Here is a 23,502-nt window from a genome sequence, read left to right as displayed (position 1 = left end):
GTGCCGAAGGCGCGACCCCCTCTCCCCGCCCCTTCGGGGCGGGAAAGCTCCGGCCTACGGCCGGGGTGGGGGCGCTCCGCGCCCGAGGCACGGGCAAACGCTCGCGGCGCCCACGTCACACGCAACGTGACCCCGGTCGTCACGCAAACCCGCCGGGAGGGCGAAACGCCTTCGGCCGGAAGAACGGCGCCGATCACATCGCGGACAACCCACAACGTGAACGTCGTCGCGCCCACCCGCCCGGAGGGCCCCGCGAGGCGAAGGCGGAGACCCCGTCACGTACGGCAAGGACCCGCGTCGCGGGACAAGCTTCGTCACGGACACCCCGGCCATGAGCAACGTCGTCGCGGCCACCACCGTGGCAAGCGCCTGGAACCCGTCCCTGCGCGCAGCGAGCGCCGACGCCCCGCCGACCCCGAGCACGCCGGCCACCGGCATTCCTCCGTACACGGATCTCCTTCCACTCGCTCCGGGGGCGGCCCACCGGCGGACCGCCCCGCCCGGTCGGTCGGAACGACACCGTTCACGTCGCGCACCACCGCTCCTCGCGGCGCCGAGCCATGTCCCACAGGGATCGCACATACACGGCGTGCTGGAACATGTCGTAGGCGAGTTCAACGGCGAGCGTCCCCGCGAGCAGTTGACCTTTCCACCCCGCACCGCGCGCCGTCACGACCTTCTCCGCGACGAATATCAGGCCGATCGCGAGCCAGAAGCGCGAGAATTGGGGCCTTCCCCGGGCGAGCATCCACGCGGTGAACACCAGATAGAGGGTGAGGAAAACCACCGAGAGGCCCATGAACGCCTGGCGGACGATATAGGGGGCCGTGACCCGGGTCCAGCCGTAGTCGCGTAAATTCTCCAACGCCCCGCGCTGCCATCGCAGCCGCTGGTGCCAGAGTTTCGGCAGGGTCGTCATGACTTCGGTGACCACCCCGCAGCCGGGCGGCGAGACCGTGCGATAACCGAGCGTCCGTACCGCCTTGGTGATCTCGTCGTCCTCGGTGAGCGAGGCGAGGGAGTAATAGGACGTGCCGCCGCCGAGGCGCCCGGCGCGCCGGGCGCGTTCGATCTCGCGCAGCGTGGCCACCCGGAAGAGCGTGGCCGTGCCCGTGAGCACGTCCGCGCGATAGCCGCGCCGCGCTATCTCGCGGGCGTAGCGGTGGAATTCGTTGCGCTGGAGCGCGCCGAGGAGGCCGCCGCCGCCCTCCCCGTAGAAGATTCCGCCGACCGCGCCGACCCTGCGGTCCATCGCCTCGATGGCGCTGGCGAGAAACGTCGGCCACAGCGTGGTGTCGGCGTCCTGGACGAGCACCAGGTCCTCGTCGGCGAGCCCCGGCAGGGCCCGGTCGAGGGCTTGATTGAGCGCGCCGGCCTTCTTGTGCCGGTTGCCCTCGGAGGCGATGACCTCCGCGCCGGCCCGGCGGGCGATGTCGGCGGTCGCGTCGGTGCAGTTGTCGGCGACCACGACGATCCGGTCGGGGGCGCGCCGCTGTCGGCGCAGCGCCGCGATGGACGCGGCGATCCGCTCGGCCTCGTTGTGCGCGGGGATCAGGGCCACGATCCGGGGCCGGCGCGCGCCACGGGAGCGGCCGCCGGCGAAGAGCCTGGTGCGTCGCATCGTTCTCGTCAGGCGCCGGTGCGCGGCCGGATGGTGACCGTGGCGTGCCCGGTGGCGAAGACGGGGGCGCCGATCTCGAAGGCGACGGTGACCGGCCCCGTGGGGGCGTCGTGGTCCACGCCCATCGCCGGGTAGACGGACGCCCACTTGCCGGGGGCGAGCTCCAGCGGGAACGCCTGGCAGGTCAGGGTGCGGTTGCCGTTGGTGAGGACGGCCGGCACGGAGGTCTCGTTCGGGTCGTCGTCCTGCCGGGTCATGACGAGGCGCTCCTCCAGGAAGTAGAGGCCCTCGGGGGCGGTGAAGACGACGGGGTGCGTGCCGATGCGGCGGCTGCCGCGGTTCGTGAGGGCGAGCACCGCGGGGTACTGCCAGAGCTGTCCCTGCTCGACGGTGGCCTGCGCGGGCTTGCGCTGTTCGACGGTGAGCAGGGTGCTGCCGCCGCCGGAGCCCTCCAGCCGGACGTGGGCGAGGAGCATGCCGCTGTGGCCGTCGGGGTCGGCGCCCAGGTCGGCGTGGAGGCCGGACCGGCCGGGGTTGGCGAAGCGCACGGTCACGTGCTCGTGCCCCTCCGGCACCCGGAAGGTGAGCCGCCGCTTGTGCCAGGCGGGGTCGTTGACGCGCTCGCCGCCGTGGGAGGCGGTGCCGCCCTTGCCGGAGTAGTACTGGATGTAGTCCTCGCGCAGCAGGGTGCGGCCGTCGGTCTCGACCTCGACCCGCAGATACGTGGGCCGCTCGATGCCGTGTCCGGGCCAGAGGTTGTAGCCGTGGTAGAAGGACAGCTCGTACGCTTGGCCGCCGGTGGCCTGCACGGTCTGCTCGATGAAGCCGAGCGTGCCGGGCCCGTTGATGTCGATGACGTTCTCGGTGCTGGCGAAGGGGTGCTGGGCGTCGTCCGGGAAGTGGCCGTCGGCGGCGCCGTTGATCAGGTCGACGGCGTCCTGGGCCTCGGCGGGGTGCTCCGCCTTCCCGTGGCCGGTGTACGTGCCCCAGGTCCAGCCGCCCAGCCCGAGGAATTGATCACCGTTGAATCGGCCGGCCGCCTTGATGCCGTGGTTCCCGGTCTGCCAGTCGCTCCCCTCCTTGAAGGTGTACTCGGAGAAGCTGCCGTTCTTGATGAGGTTCATGACCGTCCTCGTTCGTCGGTGATCCGTGTTCATCGGTCCGCGCCGGACGTACGGGCTCATGGCGCCGTGCCGGGCACCCGCCCCCAGGAATTGATTGATTCCTGAATCAGTCAACCGGCCCCCCGGCCAAGGAAATACGGGTGGTGAAGGATCGTCAACACCCGGCGGCCCTATCGCTTTGGCTGCCCAACAGGGGTCTACCTCGTATTAGCGCGAACACGCAAGTCGACCCATCTGCACTGTGCACCGAGTGCGCCCCAGGGAGGAAATCGGGCCGCCCGAGGAAAGGTTGTTGCATCGATTTTCCGTAACGCCGGAGGAGTGTCAAGACCGCCGGGAACCCGCTCCCCCACGGGCCGTACGGGGTGATGGCGGGTCGATTTCCAGCCGTCCGCCGCGCACCGCGCATTGTCCGAAGAGCGAGGTAATTCCCGCCGTCCGGGATGGGTAGGCTCGCTCACGCCCGCCGGATCGGCCATTGCGTATCCCCGCGCGCAGGCATGCATTTCGCATGGGTCCGGCTGCCGAGGCGTCACGAATTCGCGCACACGTTCCATTACTTCCGACTGAGGCGGTGTGCCGCGTTACGGCGGCATTCCCCGTGCGGACAGGAGAACTCAGCGATGACCACGAACAGCAACGCCACCACCCAGGCGGCCACGTTCCCGGACGGCACGATCATCACCGCGGCGGGCAACGGCCAGTCGGGCTACGTCGCCGACGGCGGCCCCGCGGTCGGCACCAAGCTGTACTACCCGTACGGCGTGGCGATCGACGGCACGGGCAACGTCTACATCGCCGACTGCCACAACCACCGCGTCCGCAGGATCACGCCCGAGGGCACCATCACCACGGTCGCCGGGACCGGCGACTCCGGCTTCGTCTCCGACGGCGGGCCGGCCGTGGCCACCCGCCTCCACTACCCCACGGACGTGGCGGTGGACGGCAAGGGCAACCTCTACATCGCCGACCGGCACAACCACCGCATCCGCAAGGTCGACACCCGCGGCATCATCACCACGGTCGCCGGTAACGGCACCGCCGGCTACATCTCCGACGGCGGCCCGGCCGTCGCCACCCCGCTCAACTACCCCTGGTCCGTGACGGTCGACGAGGCGGGCAACCTCTTCATCGGCGACACCAACAACCACCGCGTCCGCAAGGTCGACACCGGCGGCAACATCACCACCGTCGCGGGCACCGGCCAGTCCGGATACGTCTCCGACGGCGGCCCCGCCGTCGCCACCAAGCTCTACCACCCGCACGGCGTGGCCCTGGATTCCGCGGGCAACCTCTACATCGCGGACCGCTACAACCACCGGGTCCGCAAGGTGACCCCCAACGGCATCATCACCACCGTCGCGGGCACCGGCACCGCCGGCTACGTCGCCGACGGCGGTCCCGCCGTCGCCACCTCGGTCCACTACCCGGCCGGCGTGGCCCTGGACTCCGCGGGCAACCTCTACATCGCCGACACCAACAACCACCGCGTCCGCAAGGTGAGCACGAACGGCGTCATCACCACCATCGCGGGCACCGGCACCGCCGGCTACGTCGCCGACGGCGGTCCCGCGGCGGGCACGCACCTCTACCACCCCTTCGGGGTCGCGGTGGACCGCTCCGGCAGCCTGTTCATCGCGGACAGCTACAACCACCGCGTCCGCCGGGTCTACGGCGTGGCCACCGTGGTGCCCCCGACGCCCCCCGTGGCCGACCTGCACGGCGAGGTCGTGGCGCCCGCCTCCGTGCCGCGGGGCCAGGAGTTCGACCTCGGCGCCCGGGTCCGCAGCCGGGGCCCGGCCATGGTCGACGGCGAACTCGTCACCGTGGTGCTGAACCTGCCGTTCGGGCTGGTCGGCGCCGTCGGGCCGGACGCCGGGGAGCGGCGGCTCGCCCGCACCTTCGCCGGCTCCCAGCTGGCCCCCTTCGGCGCCGCCCTGGACGGCGTCTTCCGGGTGGTGGCGCCGGCCTCCACGCAGCCGGGGACGTACGAGGCGACGCTGGAGATCCAGTACGGCGGCGACCTCAACCTCAAGGACAACACCTTCACCCTGCCGATCACGGTCACCGTGCCGGCGCCGGTCGCCGACGAGACCGCGCTGACGATCTTCCAGGAGGTCGTGCCGGAGAGCGCGCCCGGCCAGACCAGCCGCTGCAACCTGCGCTTCCTCGCGCCCACCGGGCAGCCGGTCAACCCGGGCGTGATCATCCAGCGCTACACCGCGCCCACCGGGTTCGTCTTCACCGGTCAGCCCGTCTTCGCCTACCACGGCACGGTGGAGGGCGTGGTCTCCGGCCCCCTCGACCACGAGGTGTACGACTCCGGCCGCACGCTGATCATTCGCGGCAACCCGCACCTGAACACCACGGCGAGCGACACCGGCAGCCTCGTCTACACGCTGCCGATGCGCGCCACGCAGGACGCGACGGCCGGGCTCAAGAGCGACGGTTCGGCCAGCGTCGGCCGGCACGCGCCGATCCAGCTCGTGGGCAGGGTCATCGGGTCGACCACCGGCCTGTCCGCGCGCGTGGTCCAGTCCCGCCCGGAGAACGCGACCGTACGGCCGGGGCAGCAGTGGGTGTACCCGGCGGTGTTCACCATCACCAACACCGGCACGCGCACGATCGGCACCCAGCGGCTGGTGCTCACCGCGCCCGAGGGGCTGCGCTTCACGCAGGACCAGCTGGCGATGTCCCGGGAGGGTGAGAGCCGCGAGATCGTCAGCCCGGCCGAGCGCTCCAACGGCAACCGCACGCTGACCTGCCGCGAGGTGGCGTTCGACCTCGCCCGCGGCAAGTGGGCGGTCGTCTACCCCGAGATGGAGGTCGACGAGGGCGCGGAGCCGGGCACGGTGCGGGTCGGGCTCGAACTGGGCAGCCCGGCGATTGCCTCCGGCCTCGCCACGATCACGGTCGAGGACCGCTAGCCGAGCCCGCGCCGGCCACCCGGGCGGCCGGCTCCGCGGACCACCGGCCGGTGCCCCCGGACGGGGGCACCGCCCGACAGACAGGAGCAGCCCCTCTGATGACCGGCAGCTCGTCCAGGTCCGAGGGGACCATCGAGGTCCTGGGGTACGGCACCGCTTCTCCACCCGGGACAGCGAGTTCCGCTTCGACGGCCGCGTCGCGGTGCCGATGGGGGGAGTATCCGGGAGGTCGCATATTCCCGCCGCGGAGACCGCAAGGCGACCCAGGTGGCGAGCGAGCGCCGGCGCGGCCAGGGCGGCATCGACCCGCAGTACGAGGTCGTCGACCGCACCTTCCCCGACGCCTCCGACCTCATCACCTCCCACCTCCGTGGCGATCTCGACGTGGACACCGACGCGCGGCCGGCGAGCGGCAGGACGTACCCCGTCCGCGCCGAGGTGACGCTGACCGACGGCGACGTGCGGGTGGCCGAGCCGGTCGTCGAGGTGCTCAACGGCAGTTGGCAGCCGTCCGACGCGGCCGGCACGGGGCGACCCTTCGTCCGGCTGCCGCGGGATCGCCACAAGGGCGGCGATCCCGCGGCAGCCGCTCGACCTATACGCGGCGGCGATCGGACAATGAGCGGCGCTTCACGGGGACGCTCTCCGCGGACGGCACGGCGTTCTCCTGCGCGGTGCCGCTGGGGCTCGGCGCGGACGAGGTGGCGGCGCTCTGGGTGCCGGTGGTCGTCGCCGACGACGCGCCCCTCGGCGGGGGACGCGTCCGCTTCGATATCGACGCGATCGCGTCGGGCGACGCGGTGCTCCAGGTTTTTGCGTGACGCCCCCATTGGCCGTCGCCGCCCCGAAGAGGCGGGAGTCTTTGCCCAACCTGCCGGCCGAGCCCCCTCCCCCGCCCCGAAGTGACGGGGCCGACTTTATTTCATCCGGTCCCCGCAAGGGCTCGGACCGCCACGAGGGCGGCCCCAAATCCGGTAGCAGGAGGGCGGTTCCGCTGGCACTTCCCGTCTCGGCACTCTCGGTCTCGTCGTTCTCGGAACCGACGCTGTCGGCGCCGGTGCTGCCGGCGTGGCCCGGGCCCGCCGTCTGCTCCTCTTTTTCCTGCTGTGTCGCGCCAGCGGCCTTCGGCGGAGGGGGTTTTACGGGCGGGCAGGTGGACCTGAAGCCGCTCGGTGTCGCGCTCCACGACCAGGGCGATGTCCAGCCACTCGACCATGTAGGTGCCACGCATCGGCGCCCCCGGCAAGCCGTTCCGCAGCAGCCGGGCCAGCTCCTCCTGAGGGAGCGGACCATCGGCCAGATGCGCGGCCGCCGCGGCGGCGGACCAGTGCGCCTGTACCAGCGGACGCAGCGCCAGCCGTGCCCGCATCTCCTCGTGCGGCCATGTCTCGGCGAACGCCCGCCCCCGCTTCGTGATCGCGCACAGGCCCCGGCCGGACTCGACCAGCCCGATGTCTGCCAGGAAGGCCATGCAATCGCCGACAGTGGCCGTGCCGAGGCCGACGTGCTTCGCCAGCGCCACCCGCGGTACCGGGGTGCTGCCAGTTTTCCCGGCCGGTTGCAGGCCGAATTCTTGTGGACCCGCGCCTTTTTGACCGGACGACCGAGTTCCGGTCCCAGGCTGTCGATGTTGATGTCGGGACGCACGCCCTCCAGGTGCTGACAAATCTCCACTTGCCTGGCGCTTCGGTGAAGGCGGAGGAAGGCCAGCACCTCCTGGGCGATTGTGCGACGCACCTCTCGTGGGGCGCTCGCCGCGCGGGGCGGCCCGGGCGGTTCGGATTCGGTTCCTGTCGCCGCACGCAGCAGCTCCTCGGCGCCGCGCATGACGCGCTGCGAGACGTCGGCCCGTGTGCTTGCCGAGTCGAAGGCCGAGCGTGCAGCCGCGACCTCTACCTCTGCCCGGGCGAGGCGGTTCTTCGCCGCTGTGAGCTGTGTGTCGTCCTCTGCGGCCAAAGCCCTCAGTTCATGGAGGACAGACCGTACCCGGTGCGACTGCATGGAAGAACCTCCCCTCGGATATCGCGGATTCGAGAATCGTCGCCAAGATCAACGAACGACATCTCAGTCCGGAAGATCTCCCACTGAGACACCTCCGCAAAGTCGCAGTCGGCGACACGAAAAGCCATCGACCACAATCCGAAAAAGCACAGGTGGTTGAGCACGGCCAAAAAGACCGCAATGAGGTACGGCCCCCTGGGCTTTTTCTGAAAAGCCTCAGTTACTCAGCGTCAGCGTGGCACGCGCGAGAAAGTCGGTGGCGCCCCACCGGTCGGTGACGGCGGTGGCCGGGATCAGGGTGAGGTCGGTCGGCCGCTACCGACACAGCGACCAGCAGCACGTACGGACCGGGAACGAGCGCCAGGACCGTGGTGGTGAGGCCGGCGAGTGCGATCAGGGCCGTTGTCCGCACCGTTACGCCCGTGCGCCGGGTGAACATCGCGCACAGGGTCCGGCCGGCGGCTTGTCCGGCCCCGCCAAGGCCCAGGGCCCAGGCAGCCTGAGCGCTGGTGGAGCCGCGTTCGAGCAGAAGTGGGGACCAGGGCGATGACCACGGCGCCCATGGCGAACGCCGAACCGGTCAGCGCGGTGGCCAGCAGCGAGAAGGGCCGGGTGCGGGCCACCGCCTGAGGGCTGCCGCCGGTGTATGCGGGGGCGGGCGGGGCCGAGGGCCAGAGGGGCCTTCAGTGCGAGCGAGCGCGGGGACTGTGATGAGAGCGAGCGTGGCGGTGAGTACCAGATGGGTTGCGCACCAGGACAGATGTGTCCAGCCCCTGCAGCCGCTGGCCAAGGTGCTGGGCGAGCGGGGCGGCCGGTGTGGGCCTGGCTGCGGAAAGCGGGGGACGGCGGGCACGGCGATCGGGCTGCAGAGGGCGGGCATGCTCGGGGCGGACGGGTTTTTCCTTGGCCCCGACAGGCCGAGCGCCCGGACGCAGGCGGCGTCTGGCGTTTCCGGAGGACGGTCGCCCCGGCTCCCTGAATCGACCAGGCGACCTTCACGAAGGTTGATCTGTCCGGAGTGGAGATTTCCCGTGTTGTCGTGGCGTGTGTCACAGGAGTGGGTTCCAGGCTTCCGGTTGGCCGGTCGTCCGCCCTATTGGCCCAGCCCGACCGTTGGTCGGCCGGCTTCACCTCCCTTGGTCGCCTGGCCGCCAGTGACCGACCGCGCCCCTTGGCACGCTCCGTGACGGTTTTAAATCCAAGCTTCAATCGTTTGCCACGGGGCTTGCCTTTCCGTCTCGCCGCCCGCGGGCGTGAGCAGGGGGCAAATCGACGCAGTGCGGCATGCGTTGACCCGCTGGACCGCGAATGTCGCTGCTGCTGGGGGCCGCGGATGGCGCAGTAGACAGTAGTTACTTTCCGTGTACACCGACATGGGCACCACAAATGTAAGTGGCCGCCCGCAAGGGTTGTCCGACGGGGAACGGCGACCGCGAAAGGAGGGCGTGATCTCGGCCGCCGCGACGCGCATTCCGACAGAACAGCATTCACAAGTGGACTTGATCGTTCCACCTCTTCTGTGTGTAACTTGTGGCCGCCGCAGCGCACCAATGGCTTAGACCACCAGAACATGCTTGCTGTGTGCACACAATGAACTCTTCGGGGGAACACGCATGTCCAGCGCACGGCAACGTGAGCTATCGGTACTCATACCTTTTGTCCCTAGGCGTCCCGAGCAGGCACTTCCGTATGCCGGGCTCGTCACATGGACCAAGGCCGCTCGCCTCTGGCAGGGGCAGGCCCTCGTCATGGAGCCTCACCAGACGTTCACCGCCCTCGCCGGGTCGGGCTTCCGTACTCCGGTCGGTTTCGGTGTCACTCTCATGCCGCTGCGCCACCCCTACGAGGCAGCCATACAGGCCCGCTCCGTCGCCCTGGCCACCGGTCGCCCTGTCCTCGCCGCGTACGGGCCGGGCAGTGCCGCCTTCCAGACCCATCTCCTCGGCAGCCCGTACAAAAAGCCCCTCACCGTGGCCCGCGAGTACATCACCGCCGTACGTGGCTTCCTCGACGGAGGCATTGTGGAAGCGGACGGCGAGCACTACACGTTCCAGGCGCAGCTGGCCCCGGCCGCAGCTCCCCGTGTCGATGTCGGCCTCGGCGTCCTGCGCCCCGGTATGGCCCGCCTCGCCGGTGAGGCCGCAGACGCCGCCGTTACCTGGCTGACCCCACCCGCTTATATTCGCGACCATCTCCTCCCCGCCATTCGCGAGGGCATGGACAAGGCCGGCCGCACCACGATGCCGAAGATCACCGCCATGGTCCCCGTCGCTCTCGGCCGTGATGGAACGCCCGCCCGGGACATCGCCATCGCCTCCAACGCCGCACACATGCAGGCTCCCCACTACCTCGACATGCTCAGCCGTGCCGGGGTCGATGTCACCGGCTCGGATCTCGCCTCGATTGCCGACGGCGTCGTGGCATCACACGCTTTCATGTCCGGTCAGCCCCCACAGGTGCTGGAACAGATCGCCGAGTACTACGAAGCCGGCGTCGATGAAGTGGTCCTCAACACCACCGGCGTCCACAAGACGTTCGGCGGCAACGCCGCCATGGACGACCTCAAGACGATCATCAGCACGTGGAAGGGCTGACCGTGGACACACAGCGCCGCCGCAAGGTCAAGGAACACATCCGCTCGTGGGCCTCGGGTGCCCAGCGCCCCTCGGTGCCCGCGGACGTCGTGGCAACGGTTGTGGCCGCTGACCGCGACCACGCCCTGGCCCTGGCCGACAGCCCCCTCACCGGGCCCGGAACTGTCATACTCGCCCCCGGCGGCGACGACCCGGACCGCAATCTCACCGGCTACGAGGGCTCCTTCACCGAGCCCGGCGGTGATGTCGCCATCGGCACGGACGGCGACGTCTATATCGCCACCCAGGACTACGCCACCGGTGCGTTCATGTCGGTCATCGGTCCCACCATCGTCCGCATCACCCATGAGGACGACACCTCCCTCTTCCTCAAGGACGCCGATGAGGCCCTGGCCCGCGGCCGGTTCCCGGAGTTTCTGGTCTCGCCGTCGGTGATCCTCGCTGACCTGCCCCGCCTCCACTCGCACTATCGGCACACCGGCGGCCCGACCACACGCCTGTACGTGCAGCCTGACGGCAGCCTCTGTCTGTCCCCGTTCCTGCCCCCGATCGGCCGTCTCGGAGCCGGCCTTGCCGAGCTCGAAGAGGCAGACGATGCGGAGGGGGGCCTGACCGTCAGGTGGATCGGCCGCTACCTCGCTGCCGTCGACGCTCTGCGCTACTTCGCCCTACGGGGCTTCACCGGGTTGACCGTGTCCGGGTTCGGGCACCGCCTTACCGAGCACGCACCGCTCGGTGAAGACGCCGCCGATCTTTCCCGTCCCGACCTGCCACTCGTGCTGTGGAATGAGCAGCAGGCCTACGTCACCGACGGCAAGCGGATCTTTGCCGTGGGCCGCGGGGCCGCCGCCGTCACCGAAGCAGTTCTCACGCTCGGAAAGAGCGAAGCAGCCCGAGCCGTCGGCGAGGAGGCCGTCACGAAGGTGACCGGTTTCTTCCGCGACCGCGGATTCGACCTCGGAGTGGAGTAGCAGTGACCCACGTCTTCCCCGGCCTCGCCGGAGCACGGGTCCGCGACCTCGGTGACGGTATCCGCGTGTGCGGCATGTACGACGCCGACGGCTCCCTGATCTATCAGGATTTGGCGGCCGGAGATGGCTTCGAGGTCCGCGAGGTCATCCAGGCCGTCCGCCCCCACCCCGGGCCCATCCTCGACCTCGCCGCCGGAACCGGCCGGTTCACGCTGCCGTTGCTGGCCCTGCATCGCCCGGTGACCGCGCTCGACCTGTCCCCGCACATGCTCGCCCTGCTCCAGGACCGTCTGGAGTCTGTGCCGGAGCGGATCCGTGACCTGTGCACCGTGACGTGCGCCGACATGACCGACTTCGATCTCGCCAGTACCTTCGCGCACATCCTGCTCGGCACCACCACCGTCAGCCTCCTCGACGATGCGCAGCGCCAGGCCCTCTACGGATGCGTCCTGCGGCATCTCGCACCGGGCGGCCGGTTCCACTTGTCCGTCCTGGACCGCACCGACACCGGTGAGGACATCGACACCGTCACCCCTCTCACCGGGAGTAGCGGCCGCCGCTACGACATGTTCGAGTACTGGCCGACCGGATCTGCCCACCGCACCACCACCCTCGTCCCGGCTGCCCCGATCGAGGCCGGCGACGATGTGGTCGTGGTCACCGCACGCGTGGGCACCATCGGCCCCGACATCGTCGAGAAGGAACTGGCGGCTGCCGGTCTGACCGTCACCGCCCGCCAGGAACTCGACGGCTCGGCCCAGCGCACAACCTTGCTGACCTGCGAGGCAGCCCAATGAGCCTGTTTCCGTACCTGATTCCCCCGTCCGCACACGGCGACGATGCCCTGTGCGCGGTGCGTGCCGAGGGCCACCGGATCGAATTCGCCGACGGCCACACCGCGCTCGACGGCAACAGCGGCCTGTGGAACGCCAACCTCGGTTACAACAACCCGCGCATCGCCGCCGCCATCTCCGAGGCCGCACACAACGCCTCCTACCTCGGCGCGTTCCGCTACGAGAACCTGTACGCCCGCGAGGCAGCCGAGTCACTGACCGCCGTGGCCGGACCAGAGCACTACAGCAGGGTCCTGTTCGCCTCCTCCGGTGGCGCCGCGAACGACGCCGCACTGAAGGTGGCCCGCCACTACCACGTGCTGTGCGGGCGTCCACGGGCCAACATCGTCGCCCTGCGCGGTTCGTATCACGGGCTGACATTCGGCGGGTTCGCTCTGACCGGCGAGGACCTCGGGCAGCGCATGTTCGGCGTCGACACTCGCCTGGTGCGCCATGTCACGGCCAACAGCGTCTCCGAGCTGCGCCTGCTGAGGGAACGCATCGGCGACCAGATCGCCGCCATCGTCCTCGAACCCGTTCTCGGCTCCGGCACCGTGCCACTGACCGAGGAGTTTCTCGCGGAGGTGCTGCGCTTCCGCCGCGAGACAGGACTGCTGGTCATCGCCGACGAAGTCGCCACCGGCTTCGGCCGCACCGGGCCGATGTTCGCCTCCCAGGAGTGGCCCGAGCAGCCGGACATCCTGATCACGTCGAAGGGTCTGACGAACGGCACCCTTCCCGCTTCGGCGCTCGTTATCGCCCGCACGGTGGCCGACGTGTTCGTGGAGCAGGACGCCATGATCGTGCATGCGGAGACCCAGGGCGGATCCTCGATTCCGGCCGCGGCGATCACGGCGACGATCCACGAACTGCACCGGCTCGATGCCCTCACGAACGCCCGCCAGGTGTCGTCTCTTCTCCACGATGCCATTACCGAGCTCGTGCGCGACCACCCTCACGTGACCGGCGCCGAAGGACGGGGTCTGTTCCGAACCCTGCACATCGTCGGCGAGGACGGAAAGCCGCTGACCGGGCCCCAGGTCGCCGATCTCGTCGCGAGGATCCGCAAGGCCGGCGCGATCGTTCATCCCGGGCCCGGAGGGATCCAGCTCGTACCGTCCCTGACCTACGCCCCGCATGAGGTCGACGAACTGATCGCCTGCGTCACCTCTGCGCTCCCGTGAGCCCGGCCTGCCCCTGGTCTCCCGCCCCCGGCAAAGGAATGAGCTGGAGCCGGGGCAAGCCGCGCCCCCAGCACCGTACCGCGCACGCACCGTGAGGAGGACTTCGTATGACAAGCCCTTGGCAGCTGACCGCTCCGTTGACGGCCCTCGTCCAGGCCACGGCCTGGGCCCGCGAAACGGGGTCCTCCCACGTGGTCCTGGTCGTCGACCCGGCCGTAGCCGACCAGGACATCACCGCACAGGTGCACTCCGCGCTCACCGCAGCCGGAGCGCAGGTCAGGACGGTCACCGCCGAGCAGGCGGACATCCTCTCCATCCACCGGCTGGCCGACTGCATCCCCTACGGCGCGGTGACCGCCGTTGTCGGCGGCGGCACGGCGATGGACCTCGCCAAGCTCGCCAGCCTCGTCGCCCGTCATCCGGACGCCGCGAAATGGCTCGAGGTCAAGCAGCGCGGCGGTCTCATCGCCCTTCCCCCTGCTCTCGGACAGTACCTGCCGATGCTCGCGGTGCCCACCACTCTGGGTACGGGAAGCGAGCGGGGCCCTGTTGCCTGCTACACCCTTGACGGCTTCAAGCGGCTCGCCACCGGATCCGTCCTGCAGCCGGCTGCCAGCCTGTACCTGCCGGACGCCACCCGTCTTCTTCCGGCGCACCTGGTCAGCGAAGGCGTCCTGGAGGCTCTGCACCGAACCATCGCCCCCTACATCGGTGACCCCATCCCGCAGCCCGACGCCGACCCTCTGTGTGAACGCCTCGCCAGCGCCCTCGTCACGGCGGGGTACCAGATCGCGCACGAAATCCGCCATGGACGCACGGTGCCCGACCAGCTGCGCTTGCGCCTCGCGCGACTCAGCCCCGAGTCCCATACCGCCCGCATCCATGGCCACCGCAGTCCCTACGGTTCGAGAGCCTGGCCGATCGCCAACGAGCTCTCCACCCACCTGGGGATCGGCAAAATGCGTGCACTGCCCCCGGTGTGGGCCGGGGTGTGGGCGCGGATCCTCGCCGGGGATGCCCGCTTCGGCTCCGCCGACCGCCTGCACGGAATGTGGAGCGTGATCCGCGCAGCGGCCCCACACCTGGCCGACAACCCGCTGCGCGGCTTGACCCAGCTGATGGCCGATTGGCACATAAGCCTGCACGTTTCCACCAGCGCACATGACAACGACTGCGTCGCCCGCCGCTGCCTGCGCGCCTGGGGAGCGGATCTTCCCCACCTCGGACGGTTGAGCCTGGCGGATATTCGCCTGCTCCTGGACGAGTTCTTGGACCCCCGGCTTGCCACCGCGAATGGCTGGCCGGTTGAAAGACCACGTCACAGCGCGGAAAGGAGGTGAACACACATGGGTATCGAGATTGAGCTTCAGGACCTCAACATCGCGAGCGAGCTGGACATGCAGGAGCTTGAGGCGATGGAGGCCCCCGGCGGCTGGGCCACCACCACCGGCATTGCGACCGGCATTTCGATCGTCAGCATCGCTGCTTCCATCACCTGACGGTCAGGGACAGCACGAAAGGAAAGGCACAGAACCAGTGCAAAAGGCAGTCGCCTTCGCCGAACTGGCCCTGTGCTCACAATGTAACCATAGGAGGTGAAACACATCATGGAGAACCTGAACCAGGAATTCGACGCTCAGGGCATCGAGCTGGAGATGCAGGAGCTCGAGGCGATGGAGGCCCCCGGTTGGGGCACCTGGTCCGCCGGCGTGTCCATCGGTTTTTCCGTCGGCGTGGGCGTCACCATCACGTGATCCGCTAAGGGGATTCACGGCCCTATGAGAATGAGAAAGGAGGTGAACTGGTATGCAGGATTTCACCATTCCGGCCGAGGAGATCACTCTGGAGCTGGAGATGCAGGAGCTGGAGTCGCTGGAGGCGCCCGGTTACTGGACCGGCGTGTCCATCGGCACAGGCATCTCGGCCTCCGTCGTTGCTTCGATCGCCTTCACCTGATCCATGCGTGAGGCATGTGATCACTAGGTGCCCCGCCTCGGTCTTGCCCCTGGCAAGGAATGAGCTGGACCGAGGCGGGGTCACCCGCTCACCGTTCAAGGGACCAGATGTGACTGCACCAACCGCACTCACCCGCATCGAAAGACCCAAGGCCGCGCCGGGCCTTGAGGTCCATCCGCCTGAGCAGGACGGCGATCGCTGGGTGTTGCAGCGCGGGTCCCGCTACATACGTGTCAGCCCCTCCGTGGGCCGCCTCGCACAGGAACTCGACGGCACCCGGGACACCGAGGAGATCGCCGAACAGCTCGGCAAGCCGTGGACGACCGGGTTCGTCCGCCAGGCCGTCACCAAACTCGACGAGCTGGAGCTCATCGCCCGCGAGGGCATGGCACCGCCGAAGAAACCGGGGCGCATCAAGATTGAGCTGCCGTTCACCGTGCAATTCGCAGTGGTGCGGCCCGGCCGTCGGATGGCCGCGATGCAACCGGTCCTCACCGCACTCGCGCGCCGGGCCGTGCTCGCCCCCCTCGCGGTAATCGCTCTGGCGGGCTTGCCCGCTCTCGCCTTCCAACAGGCCCACGTCCGTTCCCTGCTGTCCAACCCGGTCCCGCTGAGCGTCTACGCCGCGCTCATCGTCGTGATGATGATCGCCACGTCCATTCATGAGATGGGCCACGCCAGTGCGCTGATTCGGCACGGCGGCCGCCCCTCACGGATCGGCGTGATGCTGTTCTACCTGACACCGGCGTTCTTCTGCGACGTCTCCGACTCCTGGCGCCTGCCGCACAACATGCAACGCGTCCGTATCGCCCTCGCGGGCCCGGCCGTGCAGACGTTCCTTGCCGGAGCCTGTGCCGTCGCCGCATGGCCCATGGCCAGCAGCCGTGTGCGGGACGTACTGCTGCTGTTCGCGGTCGGCTCCTACATCACCGGCCTGCTGAACCTCATGCCGTTCATCAAGCTGGACGGCTACCTCGCTCTCATGGCCAAGACGGACCTGCCCTATCTGCGGGACCGTGCCATGACCGACGCCCGCCGAGCGATGGCCCGCTTTCTGTTCGGCGGCGTTTACCGTCGGGAACTGGACCGCCGGTGGACCACCTGGTTCGGGTTCGCCTGCATGCTGTTCCCCCTCTACGTGCTGGGCACCGCGCTCAAGCTGTGGCTCGGTGTTCTCCAGTCCGGTGGCACCCTCGGCGGCATACTTGCCGGCTGCGGCCTCACCTACGCCGGGTGGCTGATCGGACGGGGGATCGCCCGTCTGTCCCGCGAGGTCAAGGTGTCCGGTGCGAAGGCGTGGCGCATCACCGTCACGTCCGTTCTCCTCGGCGGGCTCGCCTGCGCAGCCATGTCCATCCCAGTACAGAGCAGCGTCACCGGCGCCTTCGCGAAGGCTCACGACGGTGTGGTGCTGCAGTTCGCCGACGGCTCCGGCGCCGCTGCTGTCCGTGCGGGACAGCAGGCCGAACTCGTCGGGAACGGTCCCGTTCTGCACCCGCACTACGCCAACGTCACCGTCACCGGACAGCGCAGCCGTGAACAGGTGCCCGTCACGGCGTTCTACCCGGTCGACTTCAGTGCCGACACGGCGAAAGTCCCGGCCGACGTTTTCTCTGCCAACGTCGGCGATCGAGCGAAATCCACGCTGCCGGACCGCGGGATGGCCCGGGTGAACGTGGGACAGCAACCGTTGTGGAAGCACGTGTACCGCAACTACATCGCCCCGTTCAACCCGTTCTAGTGCACAGGAGAATGGCCGTTGCTAGACTTCCGCTTCCTCGAATTCTGCCGCCCCGACATGCTGTTCTACGATGCACCCGACGCAGAGCACGCCGATGACGACTACGACGTGCCCGTACCCGACGGGTGGGGCAGGGAGGTCGGCCAGGAGTGGACGGTGTTCCGTCCGAAGGATTTGAAGGACCTGCCGGAGCAGGGCTGGAAAATTCATGTATCGGCGACACCGGCTACCGCCCGCGTGCTTCTCGACACTGTCGTGCCGTATCTCGTCGAGCACAACGTCTGGTTCAAGTTCATCCGCAGCGAGGCCATCCTCGACCGCCGCGGATCGAAATACGGGGATCGCTCGGCATCGGGTAAGTTCTTCACCATTTACCCGGTCGACGACGCGCACTGCGAACGCCTCCTCAACGGCCTTCAGCCGCTTGTCGATGGCACACCGGGCCCGTACCTGTTGTCCGACCTCCGCTGGAAGCAGGGCCCTCTCTACGTCCGCTACGGAGCTTACGCGCTGAAGTGGACGCGCGACGGGCGCGGCCAGATGGTGCCCGCCATCCAGCACCCGGACGGTCACCTCGTCCCCGACGAACGCCGCCCGGTTTTCCGCCCGCCGGCCTGGCTGGAGATCCCCCCCTTCCTTCAGGAGGCGATCGAAGAGCGCAAGAAGGGCACACTGGCCGGGTTTCCGTTCAAGGTCACCAAAGCCCTGCATTTTTCCAACGGTGGCGGTGTCTACCGGGCCACCGACACCCGGACCGGCGAAGAGGTGCTGCTGCGTGAGGCCCGGCCCTACGCGGGTCTCGACCTGGCCGGAAACGACGCTGTGTCACGCCTCAAGCGCGAACACTGGGCTCTGAAGAAGCTGCAGGGTCTGGACTGCGTACCCCGGCTCGTCGACCGCCTCAATGGCCACCAGCACCACTACCTGGCCCGTGAATTCGTCAACGGCGAATCGTTGAAGAACATCCTTGACACACGCCATCCCTACGTGAACGGCACGTTCGACCGGCGTGCACGGCTCGCTCACCGGGACTGGGCGCTCAGCACGCTGGAGAAGGTTGAAGAGGGGCTGCAGGCGATACACGACCGCGGTGTCGTCTTCGGCGACCTGCATCCGGCGAACGTCCTCGTCAGAGACGACGGCAGTATCCAGTTCATCGACCTGGAAGGAGCCATCGCCGTCGGCGACCCCACACCACAGGCCATGGGCGCGCTGGGATTCAAGGCGCCGGACCACCTGACGGGCCCCGACATCGACCGCTTCGCGCTCGCGGTGATGAAACTGGCCCTGTTCATCCCCGCCCCGCACGTCGTCCAGTGGGGCTCGGCCAAGGTCCGCCAGCTCACCGACCTGATGGTCCGCAGCTTCGACGTCCCCGACGACTTCGTCGCGTCGATCCTCGAGTGGCTGAACCCCGAACACCTCAAGACGGCGACCGAGTACGCCGTCGAATGGCCGGACCACGCGGAGCAGACCGGTATCGACACCGTCATTGCCCGCTCCGTCATCAGCACCGCCACACCGGAACGCACCGACCGCCTCTTCCCCGGTGACGCCGTCCAGTTCCTCATCCCCGGCGGCGGGGTCACCTTCGCGCATGGGGCTGCCGGAGTCCTGTGGGCGCTGGCCGCAACCGGCCACACTCCGCCGAAGGACCACGTGCGCTGGCTGATCGACCAGGTCACAGCGGGTGTCCTGGGCGATGGGCCCGGTTTCGCAACGGGCGCTGCAGGCGTTTCCTACGCCCTCGCGCACCTCGGAGAACGCGACATGGCGGACCGTGTGCTGGACGTGGCGATCAGGCTCGCCGACGAGGAGGGAGTCACCGACTCCTTCGCTTCGGGCCGGGCCGGGCTTGGCCTCGCGCTGGCCGACCGCTACCAGGAGACGGGCGAGGAGCGCTGGCTCGTCCACGCGGTGGAGCAGGCAAAGCGGATGAGTCCGCCCGAGAACGACGGGCCGGTCGGGCTGCTCCATGGGCGTACGGGTCCCGCGCTGCTGCACCTGTACTTGCACCGCGTGACCGGCGAGGACGCGTTCGCGGAGCGGGCCGCCGCCGAACTCTCCCGCGACCTCGTCACAGTGGAGAAGGCGCCGCGCATCGGCCCGGGACTCGCCGGAACCGGCGGTATTTCCATTGTCACCCGGGCCGTGATCGACGCGGGAGCCGCCGACTTGGCAGACGCACACACCGAGCTGGTCCGTTCGCTCGACCAACTCGACACGACCCCAGGCCTTTGGTCGGGCCGTGCGGGCACCGTCCTGGCCCGGGTCGCACACCGCCTGCCGACGGAAGTGCATGTGGAGTCACTTAGTTGGGACGCCGTGGCCACTGAGGAGGGCAGAGTGGACTTCATCGGAGAGCGGGGCTTCCGCCTCTCCACAGACCTGGCCACCGGTTCCTGCTCGGCCCTTCTGGCCCTGCGCTCCGCCCGCCGCGGCACCCCGGTCTTCCCGTTCCTCGGAGACTTGGCGTGATCGACTACCCACTGACCCTGGCCCCTGCGTCCCAGCTGGCCGAAGAGGCCTTCCTGCTCGCGCCGGACGACCGTCGCCCCCTGTGGTCGCTGGGCGTCCGCCTGGCCGAAATCCCTGGCTACAAGGAAGTTCCGCCCTCGGCGCGGCTGGCCGGAGCAATGGGCCATACCCGGGCCGACACCTTCATGCGCGGCACCGGCGAAGCCGTCGAACGCTACGCCCTGCGCCCTTGCCTCGAACCCTCTGGTGCCGTCGTCGGCCCAGCCTCCGCCGTACCCGGTGCGGTGCCGGTGTGGAACGACGCCTTGGCAGCCCCGGACGCGGAGCGGGCGGCGCTGTCGTGGGTACCGGCCACACGCGCCGCGGACGGCACCAGTGTGATGGTCCCTGCCCCGCTGGTGGACTGGCCTGCCGATGACCCCGCGGGGCTGTTCGACCCGTCCCCGTCGGGCGCCGCTTCCGGTGTCTCGCACACGACGGCTCTGCGTTCGGCGCTGATGGAGTGTGTGGAGCGCGACGCGTTCCTCGTGGCCTGGGGACGCGGCCTCAGGCTGCCGGCGTGGCGCGACTTGGACGCGATCGCCTCCGCACCAGGAGAGGACCGGCAGATGCAGTCGGTCGCCGCCGCCGCATGGGCGAAGGCCAGCGCGCGCTCCTTCGTCCCGGTTGTGGCCCGCGTCCCCACTGCCATCGAGGGCATGTGGTGCGTCGCGGCGTTCCTGCAGTGCGCCGGCCGTGAGCGGGCGGTGGTCGGACTGAAAACCTCCGACCGCCCATGGCACGCGGTGGCGGGAGCGTTGCAGGAAGCCTGGCAGGTGTGGGAGGCGCTGGAACAAGCGGAGAACGAACTGCACATGGAACTGGCCGGTTCTCGCCCCGTGATCACAGAAGAGGACCGGTTGGCATATATGCTGACATCCCGGTCATACGAAGTGATGACCGCATGGGTGGAGTCCTTCGTTCCGGGCGAACCGTCGAGTGAGCCGCGCCGGGACCTGGGCGTGCGGGAACTGATCGAAGGGATGAGTTCCGACGGCTGCGATCCGCTCGTGGTCGATCTCACGTTCCGACTGCCGCAGCCGGTGCAGAGGATGGGGTGGAGGGCGGTGAAGGCGATCCCGGTCGGTTACCAGGCCCTGCGCATGGATGAGCGGCATTCCTGGACGTGGCATGCCGGACGCCTGGACACCGCCCCGGCCCGTACTGGGCTGGGCGCCCTGTACTCGACCGCATCGACGGACCGGGCCCACCCACTGCCCTAGGCAAATCTAGGTACGCGCAACTCATACGGAGAGATCATGCGAGGGATACGGTAGTGCTGGAACTCCACCATGTGGTACGGAGGTTCGGTGACCTCACGGCCGTCAGCGAGGTGTCGTTCACGGTCGAGCCAGGGTCGATGACCGGGTTCGTCGGTGCGAACGGCGCCGGGAAGACGACCACCATGCGCATGATCATGGGTGTGCTCGCCGTGACATCCGGAAAAATCACCTGGAACGGCAGCCCTGTCACTGCCACCGACCGCCGCCGTTTCGGATACATGCCAGAGGAACGAGGTCTGTACCCGAAACAGACAGTTGCCTCTCAGCTCGTCTACCTGGGCCAGTTGCGCGGCTTGGCCGCGCCAGCAGCCCACAAGGCGGTAGGAGACATCCTCGACCGGCTGAACCTCTCCGAGCGGGCGGAGGACAAGCTGGAATCACTGTCGCTGGGCAACCAGCAGCGCGTACAGATCGCCGCCTCGCTGATCGGTGACCCGGAACTGCTCATCCTGGACGAGCCGTTCTCGGGCCTGGACCCCCACGCCGTGGACAACATGGTCGACCTGCTGCGCACCTACGCCCGCAAGGGGGTGCCGGTGCTGTTCTCCTCCCACCAGCTCGACCTGGTCGAAAGGCTCTGCGACCGGCTGGTCATCCTCACCGGCGGCCGTGTCGTCGCCGACGGAACCGCCGACGAACTCCGCCGACGGGGCCGCACCCGCTACCGACTCGCCACGTCCACGCCTACCGAGTGGTTGCGCGGCCTCGACGGCGTCACCGTCACCCAGGAACACGGCGAGGAGACCGTCATGGAGATCAGCGAGGAAACGGTCGCCGAGAAGGTGCTGTCCGAAGCCGTCGCCCGGGGCCCGGTCAGGGAGTTCGCGCGGATCGTGCCGACCGTCGCGGACGTGTTCAAGGAGGTCACCGCATGAGCGCGGCAACATCGGCAGCCACCAGCACGACACCCCCTCGCGATCCCCGAGGCGCATGGCGGATCGTCGCTGGCCGGGAAATGCGGGTCAAGATTCGTGACCGCAGTTTCCTCACCTCCACACTCGTCACGCTGATGCTTGTCCTCGGCATGATCGCCTTGCAGGCGTATCTTCTGTCGTCGACGAGCAGCGTCAGCCTGGCCACGGACTCGACCGCACCGAACGGCGGGAAGACGGTCGTGCAGACCGCGGAGAAACTGGCCGACCAGTCCGGTCAGAACGTCAGCTTCGAACGCACGTCGTACCCGAACGCGGCGAAGGTGCGGGAAGCCGTCAAGGCCGGCGAGGCAGATGCCGGGCTGGTCTTCGACAAGGGCGAGTGGACCCTGCTCGGCGGCACCAGCAAGAACGATACCGCCGGGACGTGGATCCCGGCTGCCGTGCAGTTGCTCACCCTCAACCAGAACGCGCAGGCCCAGGGCACCTCGGTGGAGGAGCTCACCAAGGGTGCGAACGTGGCGTACGAGCTCCTTGACCCCAAGGGTGCTCCCGAAGGAATGGTCCGCGGATCGGTGTTCCTGTTCGGCTTCCTGTTCTACCTGGTGTCGCTGCTGCTGGGGCAGGCCCTGGCGAATGCGATCGTCGAGGAGAAGCAGAACCGCATCGTGGAGATCATCGCTGCGACGATTCGCCTGCGGGATCTGCTGGCCGGGAAGATCGCCGGCCTGACCGCGTTGGCGATGGCACAGATGGTCGTGGTGTGCGGGGTCGGTGCGGGCGCACTGGCCGCCATGGGCGAGACCGACATGCTGCGCCAGGTCACCCCCGGCATGGGCTGGTTCTTGCTGTTCTTCCTGTTCGGCGTGATCGTCCTGGCAGCGTTGTACGCGGCGGCCGGTGCGGTCTCCACACGGCCCGAGGATGTTCAGCAGTCGGCCACGCCGATCAGCATGCTGATGACAGGTGTGTTCGCCGCCGGTGTGGCCATCAGCAGCGGCACATCGCAAGCCGTGCTCTCCTTCGTCCCGTTGACGTCGACGATGATGATGCCTGGCCGGATCATCGCCGGAGATGCCTCTTGGTGGGAGCCGATCGTGGTCCTGGCCATCTCGGCGGCCGCGGCGTTCCTGGTTCTTGCGTTCGCGGAGCGGATCTACCGCAAGGCCCTGATGCAGACCAGCCGGATCACCTTCCGTAAGGCGCTCAGTCTGACCGACTGAACATGGGTGAGCCAGGCCCGACCACATTCCCCGGCAAACCGACTTTCCCCCCACCCTTCTCTTCTCCCAGGGAGAACATCATGAGCGCCCCCACCGGTCAGTCCTCCACCACTCTGATCACTGCCGTCATTGCCGTGCTCATTGCCGCCGACATCGCCTTGATCGCCAGCGACTTGGACAACACCATCCGCTACAGTGCCGGCGCGGTCATCCTGATCGCCCTGGTCGCGGCGGCCTTCCAGCTCGGCCGTACCCGCCGGGGCCGCTGACCTGACGGCTCTGGTCCCGGTGAGTGCCCCGACTTCACACGAGTCGGGGCACCTCACGCGTGACGGGCCCGTCCAGATGTCTGCGTGACGGGTAATGGCGCGTGTCACAGGCGGCGCTTTTCGCATTGCGAGAGTGGCTTGACGTGGACGGTCACAATAGTGGCGGTCTCCGCACCGAAGGCGCGACACCCCTCTCCCGCCCCGAAGGAGCGGAATAGCACGTGGCGCTCACGTCGACGCCGGTCACGTCACAGACAACACACAACGTGGACGTCGCGCAGGTCGCCAAAACCCGTTGGACAGCCGGCGTTCGCGACTTGTTGACGCCATGTCAACCCCGTACTTCTATGGTCCTCACCGCGCCACCCGAACCCGCGGCCCCCGGC

Annotated in this window: 19 protein-coding genes; 16 read left to right on the top strand and 3 right to left on the bottom strand. The window is 68.7% G+C overall.

Annotated features, from left to right (window positions below):
* Positions 1-523 precede the first annotated feature (523 nt).
* Together ACSNOD_RS12055 and ACSNOD_RS12050 are read right to left on the bottom strand one after the other, a co-directional pair.
* Entirely contained in the window at positions 524-1,621 is a 1,098-nt protein-coding gene (locus ACSNOD_RS12055) for a glycosyltransferase (RefSeq protein ID WP_436766857.1), read from the bottom strand.
* An 8-nt stretch (positions 1,622-1,629) separates the two neighbouring features.
* Positions 1,630-2,745, bottom strand: a complete 1,116-nt coding sequence (locus tag ACSNOD_RS12050; RefSeq protein WP_436766856.1) for a hypothetical protein — start codon at positions 2,743-2,745, stop codon at positions 1,630-1,632.
* 623 nt (positions 2,746-3,368) lie between these two features.
* Here ACSNOD_RS12050 and ACSNOD_RS12045 point away from each other — a divergent pair.
* The gene (locus ACSNOD_RS12045) at positions 3,369-5,672 is read left to right on the top strand and encodes a hypothetical protein (RefSeq protein WP_436766855.1); all 2,304 of its coding nucleotides are present in this window, start codon (positions 3,369-3,371) and stop codon (positions 5,670-5,672) included.
* A gap of 674 nt (positions 5,673-6,346) precedes the next feature.
* Positions 6,347-6,493, top strand: coding sequence for a hypothetical protein (locus tag ACSNOD_RS12040; protein ID WP_436766854.1), 147 nt, complete (start codon positions 6,347-6,349; stop codon positions 6,491-6,493).
* A 101-nt stretch (positions 6,494-6,594) separates the two neighbouring features.
* Here the strand turns inward: ACSNOD_RS12040 and ACSNOD_RS12035 are convergent, their stop codons facing one another.
* A complete protein-coding gene (locus tag ACSNOD_RS12035; protein ID WP_436766853.1) occupies positions 6,595-7,143 on the bottom strand; it encodes a hypothetical protein in 549 nt (182 codons plus the stop codon).
* A 2,143-nt stretch (positions 7,144-9,286) separates the two neighbouring features.
* Here ACSNOD_RS12035 and ACSNOD_RS12030 point away from each other — a divergent pair.
* From ACSNOD_RS12030 to ACSNOD_RS11965, 14 genes are all read left to right on the top strand, one after another.
* Positions 9,287-10,267 carry an LLM class flavin-dependent oxidoreductase gene (locus ACSNOD_RS12030; protein ID WP_436766852.1) on the top strand — a complete coding sequence of 327 codons (981 nt, stop codon included), beginning with the start codon at positions 9,287-9,289 and terminating at the stop codon, positions 10,265-10,267.
* Entirely contained in the window at positions 10,255-11,238 is a 984-nt protein-coding gene (mpaB, locus tag ACSNOD_RS12025) for a daptide biosynthesis RiPP recognition protein (RefSeq protein WP_436766851.1), read from the top strand. The genes ACSNOD_RS12030 and mpaB overlap by 13 nt, the downstream gene beginning before the upstream one ends.
* 2 nt (positions 11,239-11,240) lie before the next feature.
* A complete protein-coding gene (mpaM, locus tag ACSNOD_RS12020) occupies positions 11,241-12,035 on the top strand; it encodes a daptide-type RiPP biosynthesis methyltransferase (RefSeq protein WP_436766850.1) in 795 nt (264 codons plus the stop codon).
* On the top strand, positions 12,032-13,255 hold the full coding sequence (mpaD, locus tag ACSNOD_RS12015) for a daptide-type RiPP biosynthesis aminotransferase (protein ID WP_436766849.1): 1,224 nt from the start codon (positions 12,032-12,034) through the stop codon (positions 13,253-13,255). The genes mpaM and mpaD overlap by 4 nt, the downstream gene beginning before the upstream one ends.
* A 107-nt stretch (positions 13,256-13,362) precedes the next feature.
* Positions 13,363-14,595, top strand: a complete 1,233-nt coding sequence (gene mpaC, locus ACSNOD_RS12010; RefSeq protein ID WP_436766848.1) for a daptide-type RiPP biosynthesis dehydogenase — start codon at positions 13,363-13,365, stop codon at positions 14,593-14,595.
* A gap of 6 nt (positions 14,596-14,601) precedes the next feature.
* Positions 14,602-14,754, top strand: coding sequence for a daptide-type RiPP (locus ACSNOD_RS12005; RefSeq protein ID WP_436766847.1), 153 nt, complete (start codon positions 14,602-14,604; stop codon positions 14,752-14,754).
* A gap of 108 nt (positions 14,755-14,862) precedes the next feature.
* Positions 14,863-15,009, top strand: a complete 147-nt coding sequence (locus tag ACSNOD_RS12000) for a daptide-type RiPP (protein ID WP_436766846.1) — start codon at positions 14,863-14,865, stop codon at positions 15,007-15,009.
* 52 nt (positions 15,010-15,061) lie between these two features.
* Positions 15,062-15,211, top strand: a complete 150-nt coding sequence (locus ACSNOD_RS11995; protein WP_436766845.1) for a daptide-type RiPP — start codon at positions 15,062-15,064, stop codon at positions 15,209-15,211.
* Positions 15,212-15,320: 109 nt separating this feature from the next.
* A complete protein-coding gene (gene mpaP, locus ACSNOD_RS11990; protein WP_436766844.1) occupies positions 15,321-16,952 on the top strand; it encodes a daptide biosynthesis intramembrane metalloprotease in 1,632 nt (543 codons plus the stop codon).
* A gap of 18 nt (positions 16,953-16,970) precedes the next feature.
* Positions 16,971-19,430, top strand: a complete 2,460-nt coding sequence (gene lanKC / locus ACSNOD_RS11985; RefSeq protein ID WP_436766843.1) for a class III lanthionine synthetase LanKC — start codon at positions 16,971-16,973, stop codon at positions 19,428-19,430.
* Positions 19,427-20,692, top strand: coding sequence for a YcaO-like family protein (locus tag ACSNOD_RS11980; RefSeq protein ID WP_436766842.1), 1,266 nt, complete (start codon positions 19,427-19,429; stop codon positions 20,690-20,692). Before lanKC ends, ACSNOD_RS11980 begins: the two co-directional genes overlap by 4 nt.
* Before the next feature lie 53 nt (positions 20,693-20,745).
* Positions 20,746-21,627 carry an ABC transporter ATP-binding protein gene (locus ACSNOD_RS11975; protein ID WP_436766841.1) on the top strand — a complete coding sequence of 294 codons (882 nt, stop codon included), beginning with the start codon at positions 20,746-20,748 and terminating at the stop codon, positions 21,625-21,627.
* Positions 21,624-22,847 carry an ABC transporter permease gene (locus ACSNOD_RS11970; RefSeq protein ID WP_436766840.1) on the top strand — a complete coding sequence of 408 codons (1,224 nt, stop codon included), beginning with the start codon at positions 21,624-21,626 and terminating at the stop codon, positions 22,845-22,847. The genes ACSNOD_RS11975 and ACSNOD_RS11970 overlap by 4 nt, the downstream gene beginning before the upstream one ends.
* Before the next feature lie 80 nt (positions 22,848-22,927).
* Entirely contained in the window at positions 22,928-23,116 is a 189-nt protein-coding gene (locus tag ACSNOD_RS11965) for a hypothetical protein (protein ID WP_436766839.1), read from the top strand.
* The last annotated feature ends 386 nt before the right edge of the window (positions 23,117-23,502 follow it).

Source organism: Streptomyces sp. URMC 123 (genome assembly GCF_051386515.1).
In the GTDB taxonomy this organism is placed as follows: Bacteria; Actinomycetota; Actinomycetes; order Streptomycetales; family Streptomycetaceae; genus Streptomyces.
Note: the sequence above shows the minus strand (reverse complement) of the source record. Positions and strands in the feature narration are given on the sequence as shown.

Excerpts from the sequence above, each read along its gene's own strand:
- ACSNOD_RS12055 (WP_436766857.1), bottom strand. The coding sequence starts at position 1,621 with ATGCGACGCACCAGGCTCTTCGCCGGCGGCCGCTCCCGTGGCGCGCGC.
- ACSNOD_RS12050 (WP_436766856.1), bottom strand. The coding sequence starts at position 2,745 with ATGAACCTCATCAAGAACGGCAGCTTCTCCGAGTACACCTTCAAGGAG.
- ACSNOD_RS12045 (WP_436766855.1), top strand. The coding sequence starts at position 3,369 with ATGACCACGAACAGCAACGCCACCACCCAGGCGGCCACGTTCCCGGAC.
- ACSNOD_RS12035 (WP_436766853.1), bottom strand. The coding sequence starts at position 7,143 with ATGGCCTTCCTGGCAGACATCGGGCTGGTCGAGTCCGGCCGGGGCCTG.
- ACSNOD_RS12030 (WP_436766852.1), top strand. The coding sequence starts at position 9,287 with ATGTCCAGCGCACGGCAACGTGAGCTATCGGTACTCATACCTTTTGTC.
- mpaD (WP_436766849.1), top strand. The coding sequence starts at position 12,032 with ATGAGCCTGTTTCCGTACCTGATTCCCCCGTCCGCACACGGCGACGAT.
- mpaC (WP_436766848.1), top strand. The coding sequence starts at position 13,363 with ATGACAAGCCCTTGGCAGCTGACCGCTCCGTTGACGGCCCTCGTCCAG.
- ACSNOD_RS12005 (WP_436766847.1), top strand. The coding sequence starts at position 14,602 with ATGGGTATCGAGATTGAGCTTCAGGACCTCAACATCGCGAGCGAGCTG.
- ACSNOD_RS12000 (WP_436766846.1), top strand. The coding sequence starts at position 14,863 with ATGGAGAACCTGAACCAGGAATTCGACGCTCAGGGCATCGAGCTGGAG.
- ACSNOD_RS11995 (WP_436766845.1), top strand. The coding sequence starts at position 15,062 with ATGCAGGATTTCACCATTCCGGCCGAGGAGATCACTCTGGAGCTGGAG.
- ACSNOD_RS11970 (WP_436766840.1), top strand. The coding sequence starts at position 21,624 with ATGAGCGCGGCAACATCGGCAGCCACCAGCACGACACCCCCTCGCGAT.
- ACSNOD_RS11965 (WP_436766839.1), top strand. The coding sequence starts at position 22,928 with ATGAGCGCCCCCACCGGTCAGTCCTCCACCACTCTGATCACTGCCGTC.